Source organism: Paenibacillus sp. 2TAB23, assembly GCF_052115165.1.
Taxonomy (GTDB): domain Bacteria; phylum Bacillota; class Bacilli; order Paenibacillales; family Paenibacillaceae; genus Pristimantibacillus.
In genome coordinates, this window is the sequence record NZ_JBFRGD010000008.1 from 248,420 (window position 1) to 272,521 (window position 24,102).

The window sequence follows — 24,102 nt, forward strand, 5'->3', positions numbered from 1 at the left end:
ATCAATAACTACTATTTCCTTTTACCCAAAGACCAATGCGGCCAAACGGTTTTTAGCAATAAAAAAAGCATTTCACAGCCGGCTAATGCCAGGTGCGAAATGCTTTTCTCCCATTCTTACTGCAGCTTCTTTAATTCCTTGATTCGCGCAATCGGATCGCCCACATAGATTTGTGTCTGTGGCATGATGCCGTCACGCTGCTTAATAGCCAAATGATGAAGAGCTTGAACGAGCTCGCTCGATTCCTTCTCATTCATTTGAAACCGTACGCCATATTCATAAATATCGTTCTCCGGCTCGTTGTACCACACAATGTAACCGTACAATACGTAATCCTGATTGCCGATCTGAGTCTTGAACATTAAGAGAATGTCGCTATTGACGGGAAGCTTGACCCCTACCATAAACTTGAGGCCGCCCGGTCCGATATTCCTGACCAGCACCTCCGTGCTTCCAAGTCTCACGTTTCTTCCCTTGAACATCGTAATCGTCATTTCTGCCAATAGGCAGTGGTTTAGCTCGATCCGAAAATATTTCCTGCGATTAACCGCCGGCTGTTTTTTTTCCTGTACTGCGGCTGGCCGCAGCAGCGTCTTGCTTTTTAACAGCTGCACGATGCTATCCGGCTCTACGGGACGGCTAAAATAAAAGCCTTGAATCTCATCGCAGCGCATCTGCTGCAAGCACTCGAACTGCGCTTTGTTTTCTACGCCTTCCGCTACCACCTGCATGTTCAGCTCTCCTGCGAGCCGAATGATGCATTCGATAATGCTTTTGTTATGTGTTCCGGTCAGCATTTCTTCAACGAAAGACCTGTCGATTTTGATCGTATGGAGCGCCAAACGCTTCAACAAATAAAGAGATGAATAGCCTGTTCCGAAATCGTCTAGCGACACCTTTATGTTTCTTTTTCTCAGCTCCAGCAGAAGATCCGTCACGACCTTCTCGTTGCTTATAAATGAGCTCTCCGTAATTTCAATCTCCAGCCTATCCGGCGACAGGCCGGATTCTTCTACAATCTGGTCGATTGTTTGCAATATATTATGCCTCAGCAGCTGCTGTACGGAAAAATTAACAGACACCGTTATCGGCGGAAGGCCCATGCGCTGCCAGCGTTTATTCTGCATGCACGCCTCGCGCAGCACCCACTCCCCGATCGGTACGATTAGCCCTGTCTCCTCGGCAATGGGAATAAACTCAGCCGGCGATACTAAGCCCCAATCCGGGTGGTTCCATCGCAGTAACGCCTCAACCCCGACGATCTGCATCGTTTGCGCATGAACGCGGGGCATATAATCCAGAAACAGCTCCCCCTTATCCAGCGCTTTGCGCAAATCATTGCTTAGCGAGAATAGCTTGAAGGATTGGACATTCAAAGAGGAGGAGTAAAACTGCGACTGATCCCTCCCCCTTGATTTGGCAAAATAAAGCGCAGCGTCCGCGTTTTTCATTAAATCTTCCACGGAGGAACCGTCAAATGGCGACTGGCTGATGCCAATGCTAGCGGTAACGTTAAGCTCATAGTTCTCAACGAAAAAAGGCTCCTTGATGAGTTGAATAATTTGGTCAGCCCTATTCGATAAATCAACCTGCTGCTGCACATTTGAAATAATTAACGCGAACTCATCGCCGCCGAGCCGGAATGCTTCTTGCTCGCATCCGCTTATTCGGCTCAGCCTCTTTGCGATTTGCTTAAGCAATGAATCGCCAATCGAATGCCCCAGCGTATCGTTCACATATTTAAAGCGATCCAGATCGATGAGCATGATGGCCAGCTTTTGCTTGAAATATTCGCTTACCCGGAGCTGCTTGTCCAGCTTCTCTTCGAATTTCCGGCGATTCGGCAGCTCTGTCAAATAGTCATGATAAGCTAAAAATTGGTTCAGCTCTTCCGCCTTGTTCCGATCCGTGACGTCCAGGACGATGCCGACGACCGCTTTTTCCTCCGAATGGGACACACGGTTATAATGCACCTCGCAGTCTATAACGGTTCCGTCCTTCTTTAGCGCCCGGTGCCGAAAGTTTGCAATGGATTGTCCTTCAGCAAGCTGCATGACTCTGCTGATCACAGATTCACGCTCATCCGGATGAATCACCTTTTCCACCTCAAGGCCGACTAAAGTGTCATATCCCAGCATCTGGTTCAGCTGTTCGTTCGCATACGCAAAGCTAACCTCATGCGCAACAAAGATGCCTACAATGGACTGCTCCAGTATACTCTGATACTTAAGCTCTGCGTCAGACAACGATCTTTCAATTACTTTTTTTTGCGTTATATCCTTAGCTATGCCATAAATGCCGATCAGCTCTCCGTCGACGATTATCGGAATATTCGTCACATTTACTTCGATTAATTCACCCTTTTCGGTTATGCCGGTTGTATCGTAGTTTTGGGGAGTAAGCGTTCTCATCGTTTCCTCGAAATGCCAAATCGTCTTCTCCAGACTGCTCGCTTCCACGAAACGGTGGAACCCCCCCTGTAGAACCTCAGCTCTCGAACAATTGAACATGAGCTCAAGAGCGCCGTTGCAGGACAGGAACTGTCCCTTTAAATCAAATGAAAATATCGCATCCGGATTGTTATCGAATATAGACTTATAATACTGCTTCTCCACGTTCAGCTCATGCTGCAGCTTCATATTATCTGTTACATCCTGAATGGTTCCTACTGTTAATTTAAGGTCCTGGGCTTCATCCCCTATGAATGTAAGCGTCTCAATAATATGCCGTACCTCGCCGCTAGGTCGAATGATGCGGTACTCTTGAACGCTCTCTGTCTTTGTATCAAACGCTTCATAGAGGGTTCGTTCCACGCGCTCCCGATCCTCCGGATACACCCGCTTAAAAAAATCTTCCTGCGTCATTGAAAATTCGCTATCCAACCCGAATATGTCAAACATAAAGCTCGACCATGATGCCTGTTTGCTGGCATGGTCGTACTCCCAGTATCCTAGATTCGCTGCTTTTTGAACGGCATCAAAGCTGCTGCTGCTATTAAATCGTATGATAGTGAATGCCATAGCTAAATATCCCTTCCTATGTATAACGTTTGCGGTAACCTGATGTGCAGGAAGAGGATTTATTCATATAATCGCTATTCCCTTTGGCAACCCAGCCACCTTTGGACATTTCCTTTAGGTCTGTTGGCTTTGCGTCATTGCCTTTCAGCAACTTTGCTATTATCTAGGACTTTCTACTTATATGATTATTTCATACAAATCCGATATATGCCATATCAATTAGGCATAAATATTTATGATTCCATAAGGTGAAACGACTATCGCCGTCTATTCGCGGCGCGGCGCGTTTCATTGCGAGAAATATAGAGTAGGCAGCCTAAGGATATCCTTTCCTATATTTTAAAAAAACCTCCCTTGATTGGGAGGCTCATCACGTTATAGACGCGGATCGATTTCCTTTTCTTTCGCTACCTCGAACAAGAGATTGGCGACTGCAGCCCGGTACGGCTCATGGTCTGGCGCGATGTCTGAGAAGGGAACAGCCAGCATGCGCTGTCCAAGCCGGTACTCATTCAAAGAAGTGCGAAGCTTCATCGCAATGCTCTTCTGTTTAATCAGCTTGCTGTATTTATGAGGGAAGCGATAATCATAGCCGTAGATGATCGACATATAGTCTTTATTGCGTACCTTCATATAAGGGACCGTATAAGGGATCGGAAGCTCCGGCTTAATGACGACGCCCTCCATATGACTCTCAACCGTCAACGTGCGGAAATATTGGTCAGCCTGCTCGTAGCAGTCCGGATCGGCCAGCGTAATCGAAATGTATGGATCGTCCGAGAGGAACCGGTACATCTCTGAGATAGGCCAGTCCGGAAGCGTCTCGCTGCCGTCTGCATGGATGAATTTGAGCACGGCAAACGGTTTGTATTCAAGCTCGCCACTCTCCGCATACAGCTCCAGCTGTTTCTTGTAAGTTTCGTGGGCGCTCAGATGCTCGTCCAGCGGAACATACTTCTCCAACATCTCATGAACGTGCTTGTAGTTCTGATAGACGTGCAGCCCGTACTTCTCATTTAGCGCCGCTTTGGCGAGATGGTGCTGATCCTTCTCGAAGCCGCTTTCTTTGTAGTCGGAAGCCAGCTTTGTGAATGCTTCCTCGAAGCCATTCGCCTTTAAGAAGGAGAGCTCGGTCTCAAGCGCTTTCTCAATCGGTTTGAATTGCTTCTCGATGAGCCCTTCGCCGAGCGCTTGCCAAGGCAGCAGCTCACCATCCAGCAGCAGCAGCGTGATCTCGTTCTCCATCATATAGCTTCCGAATCGCTCAAGCAGCTTGCCATATACCGCCGCCAAGTCCAGCTTGCTTATTTTGTAGCCATTTCGGCTCACTGCATAGCAATGCTCGGTATCCGCATGCAGATAGATATTGCAGCGTGATCCCATATACTTCGGCTGCAGAACAACTTCTTGGGCACCCCGCTCCTTGAAATAATCCAAGCCCTTGCGCAGCGACTCGAGCTCCTGAGCGGCTTCATCCTTGTCGGCTGGCGCCATAGTTCCGGATATAAAGTTGATTTTGTTGCCGGAGCAATAGGTCAGCCTGCGAACCTCCTCCTCGCCGAGCTCGTGCAGAGAAACTTTGCGGTCCTCCTTAAAGAGCGTCGGCAGCTCATCCATCATACTGGAATGGGCAGATTTCTGTGATTTGAAATAAGGCTTCCCAGAAAACGTAACCGATGTAAGCTGGTTCCCGTGTACCGCTCCGGAATCGAGGTGGATTTTGTTTTTTAGCCGGAACGTATTTTTGGCTGCGATATGTCCAAAAACATGATAAGGCTGGTTAGCCGCCGCGTCGCGCTTCAGGAAATGAAGCTGCTCCTCAAGCGGCGCAGAACGGTCGATCCGAAAGTTCCGCTGATGCCTGACGGAGTTCGCATCCAGCTTCCCAATGTATTTGTTCTCGCATGGCGCATGCGTTACATAGTAGGAAGGGCCGTTTATGCCTATCATTCGATAAAAGGGCTGCGACAGCGCTGTAAGCTCATTAAATCGCGCGAGCAGCTGTTCATCAGCCTTCAGCACCTCGGTAGAGTCGAAGTACGCGTGCAGCAGCTCCTCCTCGACTCCCTTTATTTCGCCACGCAAATACTTGTATACAAAATTCTCGTGGTTGCCCATTACGAACAGAAACCGTTCTTTGTTCACATATAGGAAATCGATGATTGCTCTCGTTTGGTTCCCTTTGTCAATCCAGTCGCCGACCAGCAGTATTTTCGTTCCGCCTGCTCTTCCCGTTTCAATTAAACGGTCCCCGTCATATTGAAAGCCGTAGCTTATAAGCAGCGCTTTCAGCTCATCCACGCATTCGTGGACATCGCCTACGATAATCATTTTTTGATCAAGAGGGAGAATCGTGGACAAATAGTCATTCGTGTCCTCGATTACAACCTTATAATCCGCATTCGCAGTGCCTTCGCCTGGAAGAAAGAAGTCCTTGGCGCGAACCTTATGAATTCGGGCGTACTTCTCCCGTGACAGCGAACCGAGCACCTCCTTGCGCAGACGGTTGATATGGCTCGTTATCAGCTTCTTCGAGCGATCCGAGGCATAATAATCATCCCGTTTCCGGTAGTCGAATAGAATAACCTCCAGATTGTAGTTGTTTTCCTTCGCAACTTCCCTTACTCTGGCACGGAAATCCTCTGCCAATCCCGTCGTATCGACCACAACAAATTCCGCGTTGATCGGAAAGCTCGTCACGAGGCGCAGCTTCTCGAACAGCAGCCTAAAGGCTTGGTCGCTCGCCTCAAGCATCACTTGATCGTATTTATCGTAATCCGCGCCCAGCAGCTCCTGACGCAAGCTGTCCGAGGAAATATATTGCACATTGGCGTTTACGCCTTTATGCTCATCGCGGAACCGCAATTGCGGCATCAATACTTCTTTCGCAAACGTCGTTTTACCGCATTCCGTTGAGCCAATCATCATAAAAATCGTATGGATTTTCGTTTTAATTTCCATCTCTGCTACTCCCTCCTTCTTTCCAGAATTGCACCCTGCGTCGTTTGCACGCCGTTCACGCCATCCCCGATTGCGATAAAATGGCAATCCACATTCTGTTCTTTAACCGCATCGAGCAGCCACGCTTGGAACGCTGGACGGCCAAGCTCCCATTTATGATCATCATGCCGGAAATCGCTTAGCTCGTAATAAGCGTTGAATTCCGCATTGGGAGTCGTCAGTACGAAACGGTCAAAGTCGACGCTCTCGCAAATTTGCCGAATAAGCGCTCCGGCTTCATCCAAGCTCATATGCTCAATGACCTCGGTTAGAACCACATCCAGCTGCTCGCCGTTATAAGCATCAAGAAAGCGGTGAATAGACGGGAACGTGACAATGTTGTCCAGCTCCTTTGCCTTCGCTTTGCGCTGGACGATCTCGAGCAGCGGCTCTTCAATGTCGATGGCGTAATAGCTGGCCTCCGTCTTCGCCGCAAACGGAATGGCATAGAAGCCTTCGCCGCAGCCGACGTCGAGAATCGACTTGTCGAACGGAAGCACGCTTCCGATATAGCTTCTCCGCTGCTGTGCTGTCCCGCCGAAAGCCAGCTGTATCGCATAGCGGTCCGTTTTCTCCAGCTCCGCTTTGTATTTCTTGAACCGATCCCGCGATGCCAAGAAATGACGGGCAAACAAGCTGCGAATGTAAAAAGGCGCATCGATAATTTGAATGCTTTTCACATATTTGACGAGAATATCATCGGAAATATCGATGTACTCCTCGCTGAACATCGATAGAAACAAGCAAAGGACGCTGACGACATGCATCAGTTCGTAGAGCGATCTGCTCGTCTTAATGGTTAGCGAGTAGCTTTTGCTTGCCAGGTGCTCCACTTCAAACGAATAGTCCGGCAAATGCCGCTCAAAAAAATCAATATAGCGAAGCAGCTGGATATGAATCATATTGATATGGAACGTATGCTCATACTGCTCTGTATCGTTCGTATGCTGTGCCTTGAGCGGCGACGCAAAAAACTCATTGATTGCTCCAAGTACGAATAGCGGCGTATTATACCTGGACACATTGAGGTATTCGAATTGATCCTCTCTATGCTGCTTGTAAGAAACCTCATTGTCAGCGTCCTTGAAATACACGTTAAACGTTGCTTCATCCGTATACCAGCCGTATGCCATTCCTTTGCGAACGGCGCGAAGCAGCATGCCGGAATGCGGATTCTTTCGAATGACGAACGAAAAGTTCGGATTCGTTGATTTCAATTGCACGATTGCCATTGTGACCTTCCTCTTGCCTATAAAATAACTGCCTTAATCATTAACGCCATACCTCGTCCAATGCGCTGCGGAACAAATCATCCAGCCGTTCATCTCGCGCACCTTCGCCTTGCTTTAGCTGCGGGGCGAATCGCTCGTAATAGGCGATGCGTTCTTCCAAATATGCATTGATTGGATGCAGGCGCGGCTCATAATCCAGCTCCTCGCCAGCCTTTTTGCGACGCAACAGCTGCTCGACCGTGAACCACAGCTCGCTTCCTCTCGGAATAAGCGCCTGGGCCAATTCGTCGAACGCGATCGGCGGCATCGATTGATACGTTTCGATCCAGCCGCAGGCTAAAATGGGCCGAAGCACATAAAAATATTTCTTGATCTTAACTTGCTCCCCCTGTAGATAATCCCTATAGTTGCCCTTCGCCATATTAAGGTAATGATATAAACATGACTTTGGCGAGAAGGTCAACGGCGAGATGCCCCGCAGCTGCTCAGCAACCGTATATTTCGTGTAATAAGGAATCGGTGACTGCAGCCATTCCATGAGCGGCGGGTTCGATTTGCGGAACAAGTTCAGCGCCTTTCTGAGGTCCCAACCGTTGATATCCAGCATGTCGCTGATTGGCCGCTCAATGACGTCTCTTTTATCAAAAATCGATAAATACCATTCGACCGGTCTTACATAAATAAACCGGACATCATAATCGCTGTCCTTGGATGGAAAGCCCCATGCTCTGCTGCCAGATTCGCAGGCATATAAGATTCGTACCTGCTCCTTCTGCTCAATGCTGCCCAGCTCCAGCAAGATCTCGCTATGTATGCTCGTCATAAGTATGGCTCCTTTCATTATGCTAAGATGATGAAGCGCCTGACGGCGTCCTTTCAATAGACGCCATTGTTTCGGCGAAACGTATAGAGAAAGAAGGAGCAAACTCATATCCTTTCCTATACGTTAAGGCGACCTACTATCGCCGTCCTTTGGCGGCGCGGCGCGTTTAATTCTGAGAAGTATAGAGAATGTATGGCCCAAGGATTATTTTTCTGGATTTCAAAAAAAGACCATGGACGCATTCGTCCATGGTCTTAGGGCAAGGATAGGCAGCGCTGCATGCGCATGCCCTCCCATCATTTAAGATCGCGGGTTCGGCGGGTAGGGCTATGTTCTTGCGGTGCAGTGTTATCGCTTAATTCCTGACTCTCGTTGAATAACCGCTCACTTAGATGTTGATTTAGCATTCTCCCCGCACCCCCTATTTTCCTTTATTTTACGTTCCTTTAACGGCAGCGAGCGGCTTGCACTTCGCAACGACCTGCGCAAGTCCTGCGCCTACCACGCTCTCGATGATTTGATCAACATCCTTATACGCCTGCGGCGATTCATCCACAAGCGACTCCATCGAGCGCTGATTCACCACGATTTCATCGTCCGTCCCTACCCGCATTGCAGCTGCTACCTCTTCTACCGATACTAGCTGTTTCGTGGCGTTCCGGGAACGAATGCGTCCCGCTCCGTGGCAAATCGAGTAATGATTCGCTTTCCCCTCCGGGCTGCCGACCATAATGTAGGAGGACGTTCCCATCGAGCCTGGTATAAGCGCGGGATGCCCCGTTGCACGGTATGTCTCCGGATTATCCGGATGGCCGGCGGGCAGCGCTCTGGTCGCCCCTTTGCGATGTACGAAATACGATTGCTCATCCATCTGCTCTTCCCAAGCATAATTATGCATAAGATCATACAGCGTGCGCAGCTCGAACTTCGGTCCGAATATATCCTTGCCTGCTTCGCGAACCGCATAAGCAATCAAGTGACGGTTCACAACCGCATAATTCAATGCGGAGTACATGAGATTCACGTACGTTTGCCCGAGCGGATGGGAGAGCGGCGCATAGAGCAGCTTGGGATCAGCGGTGCCGATCCCCTCTTGCCGCATCATTTTGGCAATATCGGTACCGCAGTATTGGCTGACCGCGCCTCCCCAGGCGCGGGAGCCGGAATGGATCATAATAACGACTTGACCGTCGTACAATCCCCAAGCCTCGGCGATTTCCCGATTCTCCTCCGCGATTTCGATTGCTTGGATTTCGACGAAATGATTGCCGCCGCCGAGCGTACCCAGCTGTCGATGCGCGCGATGCCAGACCATCTCCGGGAATATATCCAGCACATCCTCGTCGAAATCGAATCTGCTGCTCTCCACATGGGTCAGCGAGGTCGCTTTGCGCGGCGTGTACGCATCCGGGATATATTTCTTCGGCAAGCCGTGCAGCCCCTTTTTGACGACATGCTCCAGCCTTATATCCGAGAAATGTCCTCTGGCATGCTCCTCGGCAGGCAAATACTTCTCGATCGCCCGAACCAGCTTCCGACGCAGCTTAACCTCCTTCAGATCATCCTTGTGCAGGCTCGTGAGCTGCACCCGCATCCCGCACCCAATATCGCTACCGACGATGGAAGGGGATACGAAGCCGTCGCTCACATTCCATATCGCTGTCGTGCCAATGCAGGTTCCAATGCCGACATGAACGTCCGGCGTGTAGCTCATGTACACCTGATTCGGAATTTGCAAATTGTTGTTCGCCATTTCAAATACTTTATAGTCTAAGGACGCGAATAGCTCGGGTCCTGCATATACGTGTACCTGCCCCGATGGCAGCTGTACGTTTTGGTAATAGGTTTCTTTCATAAACGTTTAATCTCCTCAATAATCAAATGAACACAAAAAAGCCATGGACCTGTAATGTCCATGGCTTTACTTGCGCCTTCGCTTCCTAAATGCCGCAGCATGCAGCAGATTAGAAAACAGGCATAGGCCCCGCAGAGGCCGACGCAATGGACTTGCGATATGAAGCTGTGTTTTGTTCAGAAATGCTTTGTTCTAGACTGCTTAATCCTAAATTGTATGGTTCTAGTTGGAATGGGAACATTGTCATCGGCCTCCTTTCATTTGATTTACATCATAATATTCCCAATACCCGGCATATGTCAATCCTTTTGTGAAAATAGGATTGGTTTCCCGATCGAGACTACATATTCTCCTTCACCGAGGGAACCCAATTTATGGTAAAATATACCCAAATGATAAAGGAGCGTGAATCCTATTAACCCAATTCTAAACAAGGTGGGTGCTATCTTTGTTGTAGTCAGCGATATTCAAAAGGCGAGAGAATGGTATTGCGGCATACTCGGGCTTGAGCCTGTATTCGAGATTATTGCAGGGCATTTATGCTGCATACCACTGAATAACGATGGGCAAAACCTCGTATTGGACAGTAAAATCTATACGGACGACACCTTTGCAAGAACGCCGATATTCCATTTCAATACCGAGGATATTCAAGCATCATTTCAATTCATGAAGGACAAAGGGGTTGAACTGGCATCCGACATTGAGCATGGCCACTTTTTTAATTTTAAAGACCCTGACGGAAACATGCTCATGGTCTGCAAATGTTAATTTCGCACCTTTGAGCTTTCTGCAATTGAGCTTTCTGCAATAAGCAAACAGCGACAGCCTCCGGCTTCTTTCATGCCCTTGGCTGTCGCTGTTTTCATTGCCCTTTTCTTTCAATTGCCTAACTCTATTTTATAAATGAGCCAATAAGTTCGCGCGTACCTCGGCCAGCGTCAAATCCTGAATGAGCTTCCCGTCCTCGAATACAACCTCGAGCTGATCCTCGGCTTTGCGTGCTTCATACTCCGCTACACTTAAGTTATCAGTGAACGCAAGCTTTCCGTCCTGCTCGGTGACGAGCACAAGTCCCGTTTGCGATTTCTTCACGCCGTTATCGGTTTTAGGGTCTTTATAGATTTTGCGTTCTTCGCCTTCAACGATCGTGAACGTCGATTTCAAAGCAAAACCAAAGGTGTCGCGGGTGTTGTATTGGTACGTGAACGATCCGATGCCGAATACCATATTCGTCGAAGCGAAGCCTTTGGCAGCCAGCCTCTCGCAGATCTCGCTGCAGCGCGAGATCGTAATCGCATCGCCATAAATAGCTCCAATGTGGCTGTCGAGCTGCTTGTAGCCTTTCTCCGTAACGGTTCCGCCAAAGATATCCCATAAAATCTCGATGACGCCTTTGCGTTCGAACTCGCTTTCCCCGTTCGGATCGCCGCAAATAATGTTAACCGGGTCCCCGCTGTCCGGACGGATGACTACCTTGCCGTCCCTGCTCATAATATCTTCCTTCAGACCGCGAATAACGACATCCAGCACCGTCCATAGGTCCCAAGTATCCGATACGATCGAGACAAAGCCGTTCGGATACACCTCTTTGATCAAATAGCGGTACGATGCCATCTCGTCACGTCCATGCGCGCACATGACGCTGTGCTCCGTCGCCGGAATCGAGGTGCCTACCAATTCGTTCTCAATGTTCGCATTATAATAGTTTTCCAAATAGATAATAGCCGGAATCGTATCGGTGCCCGTAAACGATAAGAGATGCCCTGCGCTGCTGCCAAGCGCCGATTCGAGCGCCCCCATGCCCCGCATCGAGAAATCATGTCCTTGGAACGGTACGCCGGTACTGTCCCCGTTTGTCTGAAGCGCATAAGCTTCCAATATTTTGCGGTATTCGAAAGCAAGCGTCGCGCTGGTTGCCGGCATCCACAATTGGCACGACATCAGCGTTTCCAGATAGTTCGTCAGCCAGAAGAACGCAGGTTTTGTGTTCTCGATCGTCAGCATCGGCACTCTTACGGGCACTAATTTGCCTTCTTTGATCGCTTTGATTCGGATTGGCAAATAACCGAGATCATGCAGCTCCTCGATATGCGAGGCATCCGGGTTTTCTTCGCCAAGCGCGTATTGAATCAGCCGTTTGTATTCCGCGGCAACGTCATCTTTGGCCCGGGCAAAAAAATTCTCATTGAAGTAGGCAATCAAATATTGCTTAATGAACGATTGGAAGCCGAAAGCGACGACCTCGTTGATACCTTCCAGCCGGCTCGTGCGCGCGGTCCAGGTCGAATAGACAAGCTCCGTTCCCTTTGGATACTGGTTTATGTGGCTAACCTTGTAGAAATCACATAGCAGCGTTGCTGGATAAACGAAAGTTTTAGTCATCTTATAGGCCTCCCATTTCGTATAGGCGAATTTTTTCATGCCCGGCTTGACTGAGTATTGTATCGGTCGTGAATACTTTATCAATAAGATCCGATTCTAGTATTTTCCCTTTGAAAATCGAATTCTCGCAGTGTGCGACTAGCAAGTAGATATGCGATGCTCCAATCTCTTTCAGCTTCTCTGCGCTAAGCATGAAAGTGCCGCCATACGAGCAAAGGTCATCGACAATAATGGCTGTGAAGCCCTTGCGCTCCACATTGCCTACAACCTCTAGGCTTTTGATCTGCCCCGTCTGGAAATCTCTCGCCTTGAAGCCTACCAGCTGCTTATACCCCTCTACCTTGCTGTACCTCTTCTGAGCCCCGGCATCCGGAAAGAACAGATAGTCCTGCCCGGCATCAAAGCCTACCTCTGCCGCCACTTGCTCCAGCAGCTGAATCGTCGGATATTTGCCGATGCTGCGGTCGATAAGCGCTAATGTCACATCCGAATGCGGCTCAATTACCGTAACCGACTCGAAGTTCAATTGGTTGATGAAGGCAGCCGTATATTTGAGCGTAAAGGCCGAAGTCCCCTCTATGCGATCCATTCGGCTGTAAGGCATATAGTAGATCGTAAGCGTACATCTGACTCTTCGGTCATCGAGGTAGCTTTTGACAAACATCAGCTTAATGAGATCGCCGTCGTCCTCGTACTTCCACACGATTGTATTGAAATCCGCCATACGCATTAAAATTTCATCGCCATTAATCAATGTCTCCCCGTTCGGGAATTGCTTTAGACCTAGCTCCACTCCATTAAACTTCAGCATGCCTTCACTCTCCTCGTTAGCGTTCAGCTATAGATAGACAACTGGGGCTCTTCCTTCGTGAACCGGTACAACTGCGCAGCACGCTGCGAATACTGCTTCGATTGCTTCGGCAGTCCGTTCTCGTCCGCCGCTTCCTCGATAATCGCGCTGCGGCTTTTGGTCGAGGTCAGCTTGCGAATGAAGTTCGGTTCCTCGAAATCTTGAACCACCGTCTGTATAACCTGATACAGCTCGCTCAGCGTAAACTCCTCAGGCAGGAACTCCCTTGCGATCGTCGTCGTCAGCATTTTCTTCCGTATGCCCTCCAGGGCGTCGGATAGAATCTGTTTATGGTCAAACGCAAGATCCATGCGCAGCGCTTCCTCTACGGTAAACAGCCGTACATCCGAAGCGTCAACAGCCGCCGCCCTGTGCGCCAGCAGCTTTTCATTGACCAGCGCAAGGAATGCATGCGAGATAATCCAGCCCCGTGGATCGCGGCCAGGCGTGCTGTACACGTTGAAATATTCGATGTGCACGTCTTCGATCGATGTCTCTTCCTGAAGCTCGCGCTTCGCGCATTCGTAGACCGTCTCATTCTCCTGCGTGAATCCGCCTGGCAGCGCCCATTGTCCTTTGAAGGGCCAGATGTTCCGTTGGATCAGCATGACATGCAGCTCGCGGGTTGGCAGTGCTTTCTTAGCCGACTGCTTCTCGGTGGAGACGATCGTAAAGATGACGATATCAGCCGGAGCGCCATCCGGCGTTCTGTAATTAGCGGCTGAATAATTGGATTCATTCTCGACCATGGTTGTCGCTCTCCTGATCAGAAGTATTATTTCGATTTGATATTATCATAATGACATTATTAAAAACCAATGTCAATCCTTTTGACGAAAATAGGCCATTTGTCATAGGGAAACCGCTTGATCCGCTGGATAAACAAGACCGATTTGCTTACGTGCCTCATCCATGATTTCCAGCGTAATCAACGAATTCTCAAACGTATTCACGTCAGATTCCGTGCGTCCGGATTGGATCAGCCCGATAAAAGCTTTCGCCTCATAATACATGGATTTGCTGCTTGTTTCACGCGAGACGTCCTCGCTCGTTCCGTCCCGGTACTCGATTTGAACCTTGCCCGGCTCGCTGATCTTGTCAATTACGATGCTTCCGCTCTCGCCTTGAATCTCGGACGGCAAGGATGAATGCGTAATCTTCGAATACATAATGACCGCATCCATGCTTCCGTATTGCAGCACGATGCTGCCCTCCCCGTCTACGCCGGATTCGAGCATGACCCCAGTCGCTTTGACGACATCGGGTTTCCCGAATAGCGCAACAAGCGGATACAAGCAATAAATTCCCAGGTCCATGAGTGCCCCGTTGGAGAAAACGGGATTAAACGCATTAAGCACCGTTCCCGATTTGTACGCATCATATCTGGATGAATATTGGCAATAGCTGGCGAAGTAGCGGCGAATCTCACCCAGCTTGCCCACATTTTCTTGAATCGCTTGAAAGCCGGGAAGGAAAGTGGACTTAAGCGCCTCCATCAGCAGTACCCCGTTTTCTTTCGCTGCAGCCACCATTCGGCGCAGCTCGTGTGCGTTCGAAGCGATCGGCTTCTCGCAGAGCACATGAATACCGTGCTCCATGCAAGTAATGGCGTGAGCCGCATGGAACGAGTTAGGGCTTGCTATGTATACGGCATCAATTAGTCCGCTGGTTGCCATTTCAACGATATCCGTGAATTCGGCTGCAATCTGATGCTTCTGCGCGAATGCAGCCGCTGTTTCTGCCGAGCGCGAAAAAACGGCTGTAAGCGCGAAATCCTCTACCTCGCGTGCCGCATCAATAAATGTCTCCGTAATCCAGTTCGTGCCGATTATGCCGAATCTAATCATTCTGTTCTCTCCTTGACGGTTTTATTGGTTATTTCTTTTTTTGTATAAGTTTCGGATCTGCATCCGCTTCTGCCTATTATAGCGATTCGAAGCACCGCCTGTCCAAAACCAGCCAATCATTTTTGACTAATGGCTTTAATTGTATTAACATGCATAATACAAATAATACTTTGTACACAGGGGTGATCCGATGATACTGAAGCTCGACTATAACAGCGAAATACCGATTTACGTACAGCTCCGCAACCAAATCATCATCGGAATTGGCGTAGGCGGACTTGCATACGGAGAACGCTTGCCATCTGTCAGGCAGCTTGCCGATGATTTGGGGGTCAACGCCATGACGGTGAACAAAGCATACGCCATCCTAAAAAACGAAGGCTACATATCGATTGACCGCCGCCATGGCGCCAAGGTAAGCACCCTCTGGACCAAACAACAGGATTTCAACCGGAAGCTTGAGCGTGAATTGCAGCTCGTCATCTCGGAGGCAAGCTTAAAGGGAGTCGGGCAAGAGGAATTTATTCAGATTTGCTCGACCATTTTCACGGCAGCAGCCAGCAAACATCATCCCCTGCTAGAATAGGAGACCAACTATGAGCAATCTTTTTCTCATTATCCCAGTCGTAATCATTTATATCAGCATCGTTGTTTTGTATCTGAAGCAAGCCGTGCCTAGCAATCAGCTCCTGTTCGGTGTCACGCTTCCCAAGCAGGGGCTTAAGGACACCAGTATCAAGCAGCTTCAAGCGGAGTACAAAAGAAACTATACACTTTACGCCGTTATTGCACTCTTAACGTTAGCGCCATTTTTTGTGCTTGGCAGCTATTTCTCGTTGTCGCTTATCTATCTGTTTGTCTGGATCGCGGCTTTTTTGTATACTTCAAAGCTGCCCTTCAACAGCATTCACCGTAAAGCTAGCCGGATCAAGCGCGAGAATGATTGGTTTGTCGGCGAGAAGCGAACGGTCCGTATCGATGCCACAATTACGCAGCTCAAGAAATCGAAGCTCGTCTCTCCTTATTGGTTCATCATTCCTGCCCTTCTTTCCGTCGCGCCCATTCTCATTTCCTTGTCTAACCACGACCGTCTCCTCAGAATGACCGGGATTGCCTCGCTCGCTATGAGTGTCGTTCTGTATGTCATTTTTACAGCCTTTGGCCATATGAAAACGAAGGTTTACAGCGAAAACCACGATATTAATGCTGCTATCAACCGTGCGGCGCGGCGCTACTGGTCCATGCTTTGGCCCCTGCTGGCTATTTTTGAGAGCATTAATGCCTATGTCGCTTATCTGATACTCTCTAATGGAAGCTCCCTTACCTTCACCCAGTGGATGATCGGCATCGTCATGGTTTCCTTCATTCCGCTTGGCAGCATCTTTTTTGTGCACAACAAAGTGCGCACATTGGAGGATAACCTAGCGGATACAGACGGTAAAGCGATTCTGACCGATGACGACGGCTACTGGATTAACGGCTCGACTTACTATAATCCGGAAGACCAATCCGTGATGGTTCCAAAACGCATGGGCATAGGCTCGACAGTCAATATGGCTACGCGGGGCGGCAAATGGATCCAATACGGCAGCATCGTATTCGCACTGGCAATTATCATTCCGCTCGCCGCATTTGCCGTACAATCTGATCAGACCTCCCCTGCCATTACGGTATCCGATAGCGGGGTCGTAGACATTGACTACCCGCTGTACGATTACAGCTTTAGCCTAAGCGATGTAAAGGGCATAACGCTTGAGCAGGAGCTTCCGAGTGGCTTCCGAACGAACGGCACCGCGACAGCAGAATATGCCCGCGGAAATTTCTCCTTGGAGAAGCTTGGCGCAGCGAAGCTTTATGTATTCAAAAATACGCCGCCTTACATTCACATCGAGCTCGATGGCCTTGTCGTCATATTCAATGACAAAGAAGCCGCCAAGACAGAAGCCTTATTTAACGAGCTGAAGGCAAGATTACCGCAGTAGCTCACGGTTGACGAGAGGCTTCGCCGAATACAAACTGCTCCAGCAGCGTTAGCTTCTCCGCAGTCAGAGGCTCGGAATTGTCGAAATACAGCACGGACGACGACGCGAGCGGCCATTTCAGCTCCCGCTTAATTAGTGCGCGGCTGAATGCCGTCCAGTTGTCCAGCTTGTATTGATCCAGCTCCAAGCCTCTTTGCTTAATTCGTTCATGGTGAAGCCGATCATCGCGGAGCTGGACGAACACGACCCGTACATCCACATCCGACACGGAGGCCCCAATTGCCGAGAGCTCTTGCTCGATCCAATTCGGTGCCTCCGTTTCTTTCGTGAACGGACCGACGACGAACATATCTACTTCATTCGCGATGTTCTCCAGCGCCGCATCCATCGTAAGCCGATACCCGAGATCGCGGCATAACGCTTTGTAGCTGTCGGAATCCCGGTCGCTCGGATCAAGCCCGGCTTGGGTCATAAGGGCAACCGCAGCAGGGCGCAGCACCGTATCCATGTCAATCACGGCAACTTCTCGCTTCCTTGCCAATGCTTTCGCCAAAGTCGTCTTGCCCGCACCTGCTCCACCAACAAAAAATACAAGTTTACGCATCATCCTGCCTCCTGTCTCATTAATACATAACAAAAAAACACCTCGCAGCGCAAGGTGTTTCGGTTGATTTCGTATGGAGCGGAAGACGGGAATCGAACCCGCGACCCTCGCCTTGGCAAGGCGATGCTCTACCGCTGAGCCACTTCCGCATGTTATTTTAAGTGCCTTATTCCACATTTAGCGTTTCGGCGACAAGAAATAAAATAACATTTCGGAGAATAAAAAGCAAGCTTTTTTCAAAAAAAAAGAATATTCTCAATAGCATGCCACCGCTCGAACCTATGCGCATTCCGCTCCTAACGTCCGCTCTTCCCCCGGTACTCGCCCGCACTAATGCCCACATAGGCTTTGAATCGCTTATAAAACCAATCCAGCTCGCCATAGCCGACCTCTTGCGCAATCTCATACACTTTTTTGTTCGAGCCGAGCAGCAGCTGCTTCGCCTTCTCCATGCGTACATGAAGCAAATAATCATTGAAAGACTGATCCGTACCCGCTTTGAACACCTTCCCAAGGTAATTGGGATTCAAATATACCTTCTGCGCAACGGAGCGCAGGCTAATATTCGTGTGGTACTCCTGCTGCACGATTTTCTTAACCTCTGTCACGACATGGTGGGGCTGAAGCTCCTTCATCTGGCGGAGCAGCTCCAGTACGCCCATGCATTTGCTTGCCGTGATCACATATAGCTCGTCAATCGTTTTGGCTCTCATTACCCGTTCATAATCACCGAGCTCGTAATTAAAGAGCGTATCCGAGCTTGCCCCCGACGTCTTCACTACCTGAAGCAGCTGAACGAGCAGCTCCAGCACCGTCATGCGCGCATGGTCGCCTGCGCCAGCCGAAGTGCCGCCACCCGCGTTGCCACCGCCGGCTCGGAAGCTATCCCACAACAGCCCAAGCGCCTCCATCAAGGCCTCCTCCCGGTTGCTTCTCACGGCTTCAAGCAAATCCTCCCGCAGCTTGCTGGTATCCTGCTGCTTCATGTCATCCTTGTCAGCCCTGCGGCCTGTCAGGATCGTGTCTCCGCCTATGAGAAACTTTCCGTCCAGCGCGGCTTCAGCGCCCGAATAGGAATCCGCCAGCCTGTCCGCAGCTTGCACCCATTCGCCAATTCCAATCGTAACGGTCTCCTTGGCATATTGCTTAGCTGCCGCCCCGAGAGCCTCCGCAAGCTGACGAGCCTTGCCGCTCTCCACCGTGCTGCTGTCACTCCTCATGAAAATACCGAAGCGCTCCTCTGACTCCTCGAAGAGATAACCGCTTCCCAGACACAGCTCCTCTGCGATATTCCGGATCGCGTAACGCTTCAGCTCCATATCTTGCTCAGAAATCGCTTTTCCTTCCCCCGACAGAAAGTCGAGCTCCAGCAGCAAGCAGCAGCATGAGCCCTCCAGCTCCAAGCCCAGCAGCTCCGTCTGCTCGCCAAGCTCTTGTCCGCCTACTTGCCCATGCGCCAGCTTGCGCAGGAATTGATCCCTAAGCACGGTAAGTCCGAGCTGCTCGCGCCGCCTCGTGCGCTCGCGCTCCTTAATGACGGCGACAACCCTCTGCAGCACGTGAATGAGCTCCACCTCATCCACCGGCTTCAGCAAATAATCGGTCACGCCGAGCTTCAGTCCCTGCCTTACGAAATCAAAGTCCTCGTAGCCGCTAAGAATAATGACTTCCGCTTCGGAGCACTGCTGCAGCTGCTCGATGAATTGCAGCCCGCTCATTCGCGGCATTCGAATATCCGTAAGCACCAGTGAGAAGTGCCGCTCCTGAATGAACTCGAGTGCGCGCACACCGTCCTCCGCTTCTGCTGTAATCGCAAACCCATGCTCCTCCCAATCGATTAAATACTTCAAAGATTCTCGTGCAAGCGGCTCATCATCCACAATCAATACCTCAAGCATGCCTCTCGCCTCCGTTGTCTTGGCCTAGTGGAATAAGAATAGTTACCGTTGTACCTGCGCCCGCCTGGCTGGTTATCTTCAAGCCATACTCGTCGCCGTACAAGTATTTCAGCCGAGCATGCACATTTCGAATGCCGATGTTTCGATCCGTTGCCAATGAATCCTCACCCAGCCAATTCATAATTTCGGCAAGCCGTTCCTCGGATATGCCCAGTCCGTCGTCGCCGATCGTAAGCTGCAAGCTCTCGCCTACCTTCTCGCCTGTAATCCAAATGCGCGATTGCTCCGGATTCAACTCAACGCCATGCGAAATCGCATTCTCCACCAGCGGCTGAATAATGAGCTTCGGTATAAGGAGTGCATGATACTCGGACGGAATATCGATCGTGTACGTAAACTTATGACCGAACCGGTATTGCTGTATTTGCAAGTAGTTATCGACGAATTCCGTTTCATCCGCAAGCTTAATCATCTGACCGCCGTTTTTAAGCATCATGCGGAACGATTTCGCTAGAAGCCCGACGACCTTGGCGGTGTCACGCTCGCCGATAATCAACAATTTCCCCCGTATCATGTTCAGCACGTTAAACAAGAAATGAGGGTTAATTTGTGTTTGCAGCGCGTACAGCTCTACTTCCTTCGTCCGATAAGCCTGCTCCTTCCGGTCGATCTCCGATTGATAAACCTCGCTGATCAGCTGGCCGAGCCTGCGCACCATCATATTGAACATTTCGCCAAGCTGAGCGACCTCATCCTTTCCTTTCACGACGACGAAGGACTCGAAGTTATCCTTATGGACCCGCTTCATCTTCATCGACAGCTCCGATAAGCGCCTAGTCATACCGACTGATATCGCCGATATTAACAATGCCGTTAAACCAAAGGCAATCAAATAAAGCGCGACTGCCATCGATCTGAGCTGCTCAACTTTAGGCATTACATCATTAATGGGAATATAGGAAATAACTTTCATACCGCGGACCGAATTATGCGAATCCAGCGTTTTGAACAAAATCTGGTACGTGTTTCCTGTGGCCTTTTCTTTATAGATAAAGCTCCCGCTCTCGCTCGCCTGAATACGGTCTGCATAGGCAAGCGATTGAATACGGCTGAGCGTTCCGTCTCTCACCGTATCCATTAACACGCTGCCGTCAGCCAGCGCGAATATATAGCGTTTGGTCTTGCTTTCCTCACTCACCAAATCGTAGAGCACCTTCAGCTTGATTTCGATCGAAACTACCTTGGGCGAGTCCGCGACGAAGTTGTTCAAGCGCTTCTTGTAACTGAATAAGCGAATATTATCATAGGAGGACAAATACGCACCGGTCCAATAACCACCGATTTGGCTGTTCAGCGCTTCCTTATACCAGCCTTTGTCTTTGATCGTTTCATCAATTAGAAATACGTTCGAGAATAGAAACGTAGGATTGTCCGAATACAGATAAAAATGATGAATGTCCTTCGTCGTCTGGACTGCTGATACGAAGGGCTGGTAGTAATCGAAATATTGCTGGTACGCGGTTATATTGTCCTCAAATCTGGTTTCCGTTATTTCATCGAGTGCACGGTTTAGAAATAGCGTATTCGTAATTTCTTCATAAGAGGTCAGCTTATTGTCAAGGTTGGAGCTGACTTGTGATAAAGAAAGCAGGTTGTTTTCTGTTATCGTCTCGAAGACCAGATCGGTGCTGCGCTTGACAAGCACATAGCCCAGCGATCCGAGCAGAAAAAGCACCACCAACAAATGGGATAAGATTAGCTTCGTTCGGATCTTCATCTCTGTATCGACCCCGCATCTGCATAATGGCAACACTCGTACCTGAAAAATTCGCCGGAGACGCCAATACTCCTTGTCGACGTGGATCGACAAGGAGTACGGCTTCGCGCCGTTAGCCAGCTATATTTTGATTATACTTTTCGATAAATTCCTTCCAAAGCTTCGTATACGCCTCATTTACCTTTTTGACCCCGGCCTTGTCGATCTCGGTTACCATCTGGCCCCATGACTTTTCAAATGCATCCGCATCCTTGGATAAAATGATTTTGGGGATGTTTTTCCGCCAAGTGTCGTCCATCTTCTGTTCTTCTACTTTCGTAGCCTCTGGAGGAGTTAGCTGCCACAAGAAGCCCGGCACATACTCAACAGGTGCCAAAAAGTCAGCCCATACCTGCTTGCCGTATTTCGCAAGCACTTCCTTCGTCATGTCATCGTAGCCAAGCTCCACGACATCCTTCGTAAGCGGAGTCGAATAGTCGCCATCAGCCAGCTTAGCGCCATGACCGACGCCGAACCAGAAGGTGGTGCCCGTACCTACGCTTTTGAACCCTCTGTCGTAGTCGATGTTGGCATCCGTTTGGCGCTTTGTTACAAGCTCAGGATTAACTGTTCTTTTGCCGTCAACAACCGAATAGTCTTCACCCTCGATTCCCCATTGCGTCAGAACCTGGGCTTCGTCGGAGAACAAGTAGTCGATCATTTGAATGATGCGCTCTGGATTTTTTGTCTTGCTGGAGATCGTCCACTGATAGTTGCCCGCGCTCGTTGGCGTGCTGGAATTCGAGTGGTCAACAACGTTTTCGTTGAAATAGATCGGAATATGCGCATAGGCTTTCTCTGGTTGCCCTGCAGCGCGCAGCGACTTCTCTGCATCGCCAAGCAGCCAGTTTGGCGAGTAAGCTGCAAGGATTCTGCCTTGTGCAGCCTTCGCCTGGAACGCTTTTTCATCCATCGAGAACGATTCTTTATCCAGCAGTCCCTCATTGTTAAGCTTATTAAGGAACTGATAATACGTCTTCGTTGCATCGGAGACTGGGTTGTAATTGACTTCGCCGCTGTCTGAGATCGTGTAGTTCCCGTGATCGGCAAGACCGCTGCCCCAGATGATGGGGTTATTGAATGCATGCTTCATAACCCAGCCGTTCATGTAAGCGCCAAAGCCGATTGTATCTTTGCCGTCCACCTGCGGATGCTTCGCTTTGTAGGCCTTGATCACCTCATAGAGCTGGTCGAAGGTTTTGATCTCCGGATAACCGGCTTCCTTCAGCACATCGTATTGCACGATGAAGTTCCCCGTTGCGTCCGCTGGCGCTTCCTTGGCAAGAAGTACGGAATATAGGGAATAAATGTCGCCATTCTCGTCCTTCAGCAAATTGAATTTATCGCCAAACTTCTCTTTAATGTTCGGGCCGTATTTTTCAATTAAGTCATTTAGAGGAATAATGGCGCCTGCTTCCTTATACCGAAGCGTGTATTTTGGATCAAGCACGATAATGTCCGGGTAATCCTTGCTTGCAAGCCATAGATCCCAGCGCTGGAATTGATCGCCTACCGTTAGGTCGTACTTGAAGGTTACCCCTGTCTTATCCGTAATTATTTTGTTGATTGGCGTATCCCATTTCAATTGGTCATCCGATGTGTTAATCGTGAATTCTACCGGCGTCAAATCCGGAGCAGCCGGTGTTTCTTCCTCCGCTGCTTCACTGTTCGATGCAGCCGGTGAAGCAACAGAATTGGTTGGAGCGTTGTTATTGCCGTTGTTGCCGCTGCAGCCTGCAAAAATGACAGCGATTAGAATCATGACCATGCTTACGGTAAGCGTTTTCTTTGTCCCGCGTTTTGTCATTGTAGACTCCCTCTCATTCTAATGATTGTAATTATATCATCGAAGCTTTCGCTCCGTTAGATATCCTGGCTACTCTTTCATCGAAGCTACCATAATCCCTTTTACGAAATAACGCTGCAGGAACGGATAGACGAATAAAATCGGCATCGTTACAATAATCGTCATGGCCGCCCGGATTGCATCCGGATTGGTTTTGAGCGCATCGCTGTTCGTCGGATTAGAGGAGTTGGCAACCTCGTTAACCGAGGTCAGCAATATTTTCATCAGCTCCAGCTGAAGCAAATTGAGCTCTTTATTACCGCTCGTATATAAGTAGTTGTCGAACCATGAGTTCCAATGCATGACGGCGATGAAGAGCGTAATCGTCGCAATGACCGGCATGCTGACCGGGATAATGACCCGAAATAAGATTTGATAATCACTGGCTCCGTCTATTTTGGCCGATTCGACCATGCCGTCCGGTATTTGCTCGAAATAGCTTCGCACGATCATAATGTTGTAAGCACTAATCAGCATGGGCAAAATATAAACCGCAAAATTGTTCATCAGATTCAAATTGACAATGAGCATATAGCTTGGCAGCAGGCCTGCGTTGATAAACAGGGTGAACACCAAAATCAGGTTGAGCGGCTTGCGCAGAACGAATTCCTTGCGGCTAAGCGTGTAGGATACCATTACGGTGGCAAGCACCCCGCAAACCGTACCAACGACGGTCCTGGTAACCGACATGATCGTCGCCCTCAGCAAATCCCCCTGCTCAAAAATAATCTGGTAGTTCAGCAGCGAAAACTTGCGGGGCAGGAAATAGATGCCTCCCCTTAATGAATCAAGCGCATCATTGAGCGAGATCGCGAATAGGTTGATGAACGGGTAAATCGTTATAAAGCCGAGTATGGCAAGCAGCGTGTAGTTAAAGCCGTCAAACAGACGGTCACCCCATGTTGTTCCTTTCATCCTTCTCCGTCCTTTCCCTTCTGCCGTCC

Annotated in this window: 17 protein-coding genes, 1 tRNA gene and 1 riboswitch; of the genes, 3 read left to right on the plus strand and 15 right to left on the minus strand. The window is 49.4% G+C overall.

Features of this window, described 5'->3' with window-relative positions:
* Nucleotides 1-116 precede the first annotated feature (116 nt).
* The 5 genes from AB4Z29_RS14305 to AB4Z29_RS14325 all read right to left on the minus strand — a co-directional run bounded on the left by AB4Z29_RS14305 (nucleotide 117) and on the right by AB4Z29_RS14325 (nucleotide 9,930).
* Nucleotides 117-3,020, minus strand: a complete 2,904-nt coding sequence (locus AB4Z29_RS14305) for an EAL domain-containing protein (RefSeq protein ID WP_441943717.1) — start codon at nucleotides 3,018-3,020, stop codon at nucleotides 117-119.
* An 82-nt stretch (nucleotides 3,021-3,102) separates the two neighbouring features.
* Nucleotides 3,103-3,188, minus strand: a riboswitch (cyclic di-GMP riboswitch).
* A gap of 207 nt (nucleotides 3,189-3,395) precedes the next feature.
* Nucleotides 3,396-5,981 carry a metallophosphoesterase gene (locus AB4Z29_RS14310; protein ID WP_441943718.1) on the minus strand — a complete coding sequence of 862 codons (2,586 nt, stop codon included), beginning with the start codon at nucleotides 5,979-5,981 and terminating at the stop codon, nucleotides 3,396-3,398.
* Between the two features lie 5 nt (nucleotides 5,982-5,986).
* A complete protein-coding gene (locus AB4Z29_RS14315; protein WP_441943719.1) occupies nucleotides 5,987-7,252 on the minus strand; it encodes a class I SAM-dependent methyltransferase in 1,266 nt (421 codons plus the stop codon).
* Nucleotides 7,253-7,292: 40 nt separating this feature from the next.
* The gene (locus tag AB4Z29_RS14320; protein WP_441943720.1) at nucleotides 7,293-8,075 is read right to left on the minus strand and encodes a nucleotidyltransferase domain-containing protein; all 783 of its coding nucleotides are present in this window, start codon (nucleotides 8,073-8,075) and stop codon (nucleotides 7,293-7,295) included.
* Between the two features lie 436 nt (nucleotides 8,076-8,511).
* Nucleotides 8,512-9,930: an RtcB family protein gene (locus tag AB4Z29_RS14325; RefSeq protein WP_441943721.1), complete on the minus strand. Its 1,419-nt coding sequence runs from the start codon at nucleotides 9,928-9,930 to the stop codon at nucleotides 8,512-8,514.
* Between the two features lie 414 nt (nucleotides 9,931-10,344).
* Between AB4Z29_RS14325 and AB4Z29_RS14330 the strand changes: the two genes are divergently transcribed.
* Nucleotides 10,345-10,701 carry a VOC family protein gene (locus AB4Z29_RS14330; protein WP_441943740.1) on the plus strand — a complete coding sequence of 119 codons (357 nt, stop codon included), beginning with the start codon at nucleotides 10,345-10,347 and terminating at the stop codon, nucleotides 10,699-10,701.
* Nucleotides 10,702-10,830: 129 nt separating this feature from the next.
* On the opposite strand, the gene AB4Z29_RS14335 is transcribed toward AB4Z29_RS14330, so the two are convergent.
* The 4 genes from AB4Z29_RS14335 to AB4Z29_RS14350 all read right to left on the minus strand — a co-directional run bounded on the left by AB4Z29_RS14335 (nucleotide 10,831) and on the right by AB4Z29_RS14350 (nucleotide 15,012).
* Nucleotides 10,831-12,315, minus strand: coding sequence for a nicotinate phosphoribosyltransferase (locus tag AB4Z29_RS14335; protein ID WP_441943722.1), 1,485 nt, complete (start codon nucleotides 12,313-12,315; stop codon nucleotides 10,831-10,833).
* Nucleotide 12,316: 1 nt separating this feature from the next.
* Complete coding sequence (locus tag AB4Z29_RS14340; RefSeq protein ID WP_441943723.1) at nucleotides 12,317-13,126, minus strand: ribose-phosphate pyrophosphokinase; 810 nt, start codon at nucleotides 13,124-13,126, stop codon at nucleotides 12,317-12,319.
* A gap of 23 nt (nucleotides 13,127-13,149) precedes the next feature.
* A complete protein-coding gene (locus AB4Z29_RS14345; RefSeq protein WP_441943724.1) occupies nucleotides 13,150-13,914 on the minus strand; it encodes an NUDIX domain-containing protein in 765 nt (254 codons plus the stop codon).
* Nucleotides 13,915-14,016: 102 nt separating this feature from the next.
* Nucleotides 14,017-15,012, minus strand: coding sequence for a Gfo/Idh/MocA family protein (locus tag AB4Z29_RS14350; RefSeq protein WP_441943725.1), 996 nt, complete (start codon nucleotides 15,010-15,012; stop codon nucleotides 14,017-14,019).
* Between the two features lie 190 nt (nucleotides 15,013-15,202).
* Here AB4Z29_RS14350 and AB4Z29_RS14355 point away from each other — a divergent pair, with 190 nt between their 5' ends.
* Nucleotides 15,203-15,598, plus strand: a complete 396-nt coding sequence (locus tag AB4Z29_RS14355) for a GntR family transcriptional regulator (protein WP_441943726.1) — start codon at nucleotides 15,203-15,205, stop codon at nucleotides 15,596-15,598.
* A gap of 10 nt (nucleotides 15,599-15,608) precedes the next feature.
* Nucleotides 15,609-16,994 carry a DUF5808 domain-containing protein gene (locus AB4Z29_RS14360; RefSeq protein WP_441943727.1) on the plus strand — a complete coding sequence of 462 codons (1,386 nt, stop codon included), beginning with the start codon at nucleotides 15,609-15,611 and terminating at the stop codon, nucleotides 16,992-16,994.
* A 1-nt stretch (nucleotide 16,995) separates the two neighbouring features.
* Here AB4Z29_RS14360 and AB4Z29_RS14365 read toward each other — a convergent pair whose 3' ends face one another.
* The 6 genes from AB4Z29_RS14365 to AB4Z29_RS14390 form a co-directional block, all read right to left on the minus strand.
* Nucleotides 16,996-17,598: an AAA family ATPase gene (locus AB4Z29_RS14365; RefSeq protein ID WP_441943741.1), complete on the minus strand. Its 603-nt coding sequence runs from the start codon at nucleotides 17,596-17,598 to the stop codon at nucleotides 16,996-16,998.
* 74 nt (nucleotides 17,599-17,672) lie between these two features.
* A tRNA-Gly gene (locus AB4Z29_RS14370) sits at nucleotides 17,673-17,747 on the minus strand.
* A gap of 147 nt (nucleotides 17,748-17,894) precedes the next feature.
* Nucleotides 17,895-19,496 (minus strand): response regulator, encoded by a 1,602-nt coding sequence (locus AB4Z29_RS14375; RefSeq protein WP_441943728.1) that lies wholly within the window; start codon nucleotides 19,494-19,496, stop codon nucleotides 17,895-17,897.
* Nucleotides 19,489-21,273, minus strand: coding sequence for a sensor histidine kinase (locus AB4Z29_RS14380; RefSeq protein WP_441943729.1), 1,785 nt, complete (start codon nucleotides 21,271-21,273; stop codon nucleotides 19,489-19,491). The genes AB4Z29_RS14375 and AB4Z29_RS14380 overlap by 8 nt, the downstream gene beginning before the upstream one ends.
* 112 nt (nucleotides 21,274-21,385) lie before the next feature.
* On the minus strand, nucleotides 21,386-23,119 hold the full coding sequence (locus tag AB4Z29_RS14385) for an extracellular solute-binding protein (protein ID WP_441943730.1): 1,734 nt from the start codon (nucleotides 23,117-23,119) through the stop codon (nucleotides 21,386-21,388).
* A 69-nt stretch (nucleotides 23,120-23,188) separates the two neighbouring features.
* Complete coding sequence (locus tag AB4Z29_RS14390; RefSeq protein WP_441943731.1) at nucleotides 23,189-24,073, minus strand: carbohydrate ABC transporter permease; 885 nt, start codon at nucleotides 24,071-24,073, stop codon at nucleotides 23,189-23,191.
* Nucleotides 24,074-24,102 lie beyond the last annotated feature (29 nt).